The sequence below is a fragment of the Mesorhizobium sp. M4B.F.Ca.ET.214.01.1.1 genome (assembly GCF_004791545.1).
In the GTDB taxonomy this organism is placed as follows: domain Bacteria; phylum Pseudomonadota; class Alphaproteobacteria; order Rhizobiales; family Rhizobiaceae; genus Mesorhizobium; species Mesorhizobium abyssinicae.
Genome location: NZ_SRUX01000173.1, coordinates 1 through 337 on the forward strand (window position 1 = coordinate 1; position 337 = coordinate 337).

1 protein-coding gene is annotated in these 337 nt (G+C 57.0%); it reads left to right on the plus strand.

What is annotated here, in order from left to right; translation table 11 throughout:
- Positions 1–337, plus strand: a 337-nt coding sequence (locus EN857_RS33780; RefSeq protein WP_245521684.1) for a thiamine pyrophosphate-dependent enzyme, incomplete at both ends; no start/stop codon positions are given.

A 337-nucleotide genomic window follows, 5' to 3' on the forward strand; every position in this document is an offset into this window, starting at 1 on the left:
GGCGACGGCGGCTTCATGATGAACTCGCAGGAACTGGAGACGGCGATCCGCCTCGGACATCGGCTGGTCGTGCTCATCCTACAGGACGACGCTTATGGGATGATCCGCTGGAAACAGGCTGTAAATAGCTACAGCGATTTCGGCATGACCTTCGGCAATCCCGATTTTGTCGCTTATGCCAAGGCCTACGGCATCGAAGGCAGACGAATCGAAGGCCCCAACGATCTCGCGCCGACGCTCGAAGCGGCATTTGCGGCGGGCGGTATCCATCTTATCAGCACGCCGGTGGATTATTCGGAAAACATGCGGGTCCTAGTCGACGAATTATCCAGTCAGA